2 protein-coding genes are annotated in these 3,710 nt (G+C 54.2%); both read right to left on the bottom strand.

Features of this window, described 5'->3' with window-relative positions:
- Nucleotides 1-95 precede the first annotated feature (95 nt).
- Nucleotides 96-956, bottom strand: a complete 861-nt coding sequence (locus HMPREF3066_RS07955) for an EamA family transporter (RefSeq protein ID WP_070441891.1) — start codon at nucleotides 954-956, stop codon at nucleotides 96-98.
- 144 nt (nucleotides 957-1,100) lie between these two features.
- Nucleotides 1,101-3,392 carry a TonB-dependent siderophore receptor gene (locus HMPREF3066_RS07950; protein ID WP_321178926.1) on the bottom strand — a complete coding sequence of 764 codons (2,292 nt, stop codon included), beginning with the start codon at nucleotides 3,390-3,392 and terminating at the stop codon, nucleotides 1,101-1,103.
- Nucleotides 3,393-3,710 lie beyond the last annotated feature (318 nt).

The following is a 3,710-nucleotide window of genomic DNA, read 5'->3' as shown; positions in this document are numbered from 1 at the left end:
CTGTCGCATACAGAACCCAGCTTGCACAGAGCACCTGAATAGGCTTTTATGAGTGCCCAAGATTTGGGGGCCAGTTCAAACCGGATTTTGAGGTTTCAGACGACCTTTTTCATGACTGCCCGCTGCACCCCGAATATCGATACCAACACCAACGCAAATCCCGCCAGCGACTTCGCGTCCATCCCTTGCCCTAAAAACAGCCAGCCCAAGATAAATGCCGAGACAGGGCTGAGCAATCCCAACGACGAAACCGCAGCAGGCGAAAGTTTGGCGATTCCTCTGAAAAACAACACATAAGCCAATACGGCACCAAACAGGCTCAAATACAGATAGCCGCCGATATTGGCGGGGCTTAAAGATTCGAGCCGCGGTTCGGCAAGCAGTGCGACGGGCAGTAAAAACAAGCCGCCGATGAAAAGCTGCCAGCCGGTAAACGCTAACACGGGCAGCGAAGTGCGGCGGTGTTTCGATAAATACACGCCCAACGCCATCGCCGCCGCGCCCGCCAATGCCGCTAAAATGCCCATCCCGTCATAGTGCGCCTGCGGCGACAAAACCAAAAGCGCAATCCCCAAAACCCCTGCAGCCGACCAAACCCAAGCTGCTTTAGGCGGCATGGTTTTGCCGATTAACCAAGTGAACACCAGCACCATCAGCGTCTGCGTCGAACTCAATACCGCCGCCAGTCCACCCGGCAAGCGATACGCCGCCACAAACAACATGGCCTGAAAAAAGCCGATGTTCAAAAAACCGAGCAAGACAACGGTCGTCCATTCGCTGCGTTTAGGGATACGCCGCGTCCACGCCAACAGCAAAAGCCCGGCGGGTAAAACACGGATAAGCGCAGCGGTGAACGGTCGGTCCGGCGGCAGAAATTCGGTGGTCACGAGATAGGTGCTGCCCCAAATCAACGGGGCGAGTGCGGTGGTCAGGATGGTGGCGGTGCGACTGGGCATCGGGATTCCTTGTATTTGTGTTTCAGCTTGCCCGAAGGTCGTCTGAAAAATGGGACGGATATGCAATGATGGAAAGAAAAAGCAGCCTGCACATTTTAAAACAAAAGTGCAGGCTGCTTTTCGTTATTTCAGACGACGAGGGGATTACAGCCGCCAGTTCAGTTTGAACATGATATTGCGCGGCATTCCGTAAAAATTGTAAGCACCGTTGCTGCGGTTGGCGTTGTTTTCAAAATAACGCTTATTCGACAGGTTGTTGCCAATCAGGCTCAAACGGATGCGGTCGGTCGGCGCGTATTGCACATCGGCATGCCACAAGGTGTAGCCGCCCTGCTTGAGGTTGGGCTGGTCGTGCAGGTTACCGGTGCGGCTTTGCACGTTCATACCTGCGCCGATACTCCATCGGTGCGCGGCACCGGGCAGCCGGTAATTGGTGTAGAGCCTGAAGATACTGCGCGGCGTGTGCTGGCTGTATCTCTGCCCTGCTTGGTAGTCTTCGTCATCATTGCGGTATTTGCTGTCGTTGTAGGTGTAGCCGGCAAACAGTTTCCAGTTATCGGTCAGATTACCGGAAATTTCCGCATCCAAGCCTCGGCTGACCACTCGGCCAGTGTTGATATAGTAGCCGTTGCCCATTCCGTCATCTCCGCCATAAACGGCGCGGTTTTTCTGATCGATTTGGAACAAGGCGACGGCAGTGTTCAGGCGTTTGTTGTTCCAAGCGGATTTCCAGCCGATTTCGTAGTTGGTGCCGATAACGGGCGGTAAATCGTTGCCGCCGGCATCTTTATATTCGAGCTGCGGTTTGAAAATCGAGGTGTAGCTGGCATACAGGCTGTGATGCGGCGTTACATCCCAGGTAATACCCAAATAGGGCACGAAACGATTGCGGTTAATGCGGCGTGTCATACTCTCCAAAGGAGTAGGGTTGGCCGGGTCGATTATGTCATCGGTGTTTTGCCGATAACGCCAACGGGTGTAGCGGAAACCGGCCAGCAGGTACAGTTTGTCGGTCGGATTAAAGCGGATGCCGGCACTGACGGCATGGGAACGGGTATGCTCATCGGTGTGTCGGTGGATGGGGTTGAAGCGGTAATCCAAATCGGCCAGCTTGCTCCAATCGGGGCGCGGGATAACGGAACCGTCAAACGGATCCAGCGGGAAATCTCGGCTCAAGTTAGGGTCGCACCAGTTCGGCCAGCCGCGCGATGCGCAAAACTGGTTCCAAGAGTCGGACGGGTCTGCCCACAAATTCCAATGCTGCATGGTTTCGGAATCGGTACGCCGTTTGTTGTAGCTGTATGTGGCAAACACGTCGTGTTGGCGTCCCAATGCCTCAAAGCGGCCGGTCAGCTTGCCTTGCGCCGTCCATTGCGTGGTTTTGTTGTCGGCAAGGCGGTTGCCGCTGCCCCAAATGGTGCCGCTGCTGTTTTGCCAGCTCGGACCGCTGCTGAGCGCGGCATACTCCCGAAATGCCGTGTCGCGGCGATAATCGACCAAGCCGATAGCCCGCCAGTTATCGTTGAAATCGTACCGCAGCTCCGAAAATAAATTGAATTTGGTGAAGCGGCTGTTGTTCCACGGCGCGCCGGAATAAGCATTGCGCGGCAGATGCAGCGGATGATCCTCGCTGCCTGCAGGCAGGCCGTACACATCCGGCACCGCATGGCGGTTTTGATACAGGCTGCCCACCGTCCAAACTGCTTTTTCGCCCAAATCGAAATCAAGCACGCCGTACACCACGTTTTGCCGGCTATTGACGCGGTCGATGAAAGAACCAGACTTTTCCCATGCGCCCAACAAACGGCCGCGCACCGTGTGGCTGCTGTTGAGGCTGCCGGAAACATCCAATTCGCTGCGGTAAGTGTCGAAACGCCCCGCACTCACGCTGCCTTGTATCTGCCGTACAGAAGTCGGCCGTTTGCGTACCGCATTGATGGTTCCGCCCGGCTCGCCGTTGGCCTGCGTCAAACCGGTGGCACCGCGCACCACTTCGATGTGGTCGTACACCGACAAATCGGTCTGACTCTCAGCATTGAGGATGGTTTCGCCCACATAGCTGGAAACATCGGAAGAAACGCCGTCTTCTTCTATTTGGTCGATATAGAAACCGCGCGACATGAAGCGCGAGCGGTCGGAATCGCGCACAACGGTAACACCCGTAGTGGCCTTCAGCGCATCTTCCAAACGGGTAATGCCCTGCCCTTCAATCTGGGTTTTGGTAATGACGCTGACCGACTGCGGCGTTTCTTTGGGCGACAAAGCCAAACCCGTGGTGGTACGCATGGCGGAGGTGGTGAACGAATCGCGGTTTTCGGTACGCGTGCTGCGGTTTACCGCCTGTACATAAACATCTTCCAATACACCCGACACTTCAACTTTATCGGCAGCCGCTATGGCATGTGTGTCCAACAGCATGGAAGCAATCAGGCTCATGCGAAATCCCGAACGATTCATTTCTTGACCTCCCTTTTCATAGATTAAATTAATTTTTCCATTTTATTGAATAAAGAGAAGTAGATTTATCGGCAAAACGTTGTAATCCTAAAGCGTGATGCTATATTTTCAGACGACTGTGCGTTTTCTTCATGCAGGCCGTCTGAAAATTGGTTACCGTAGTTCGGACTGAAGCCTGACATGCCAAATCAGAAGGAATCGTGGGATGGATCCCATCCACCCTGTTCAAAATATTCGTTATCCGACACTAAGAACGTGTTCATTATCTCAGCCTCTGCTGTAAACTATCGGCATGAA

Origin of the sequence: Neisseria sp. HMSC03D10 (assembly GCF_001807625.1) — a bacterium.
Taxonomy (GTDB): Bacteria; Pseudomonadota; Gammaproteobacteria; order Burkholderiales; family Neisseriaceae; genus Neisseria; species Neisseria mucosa.
Note: the sequence above shows the minus strand (reverse complement) of the source record. Positions and strands in the feature narration are given on the sequence as shown.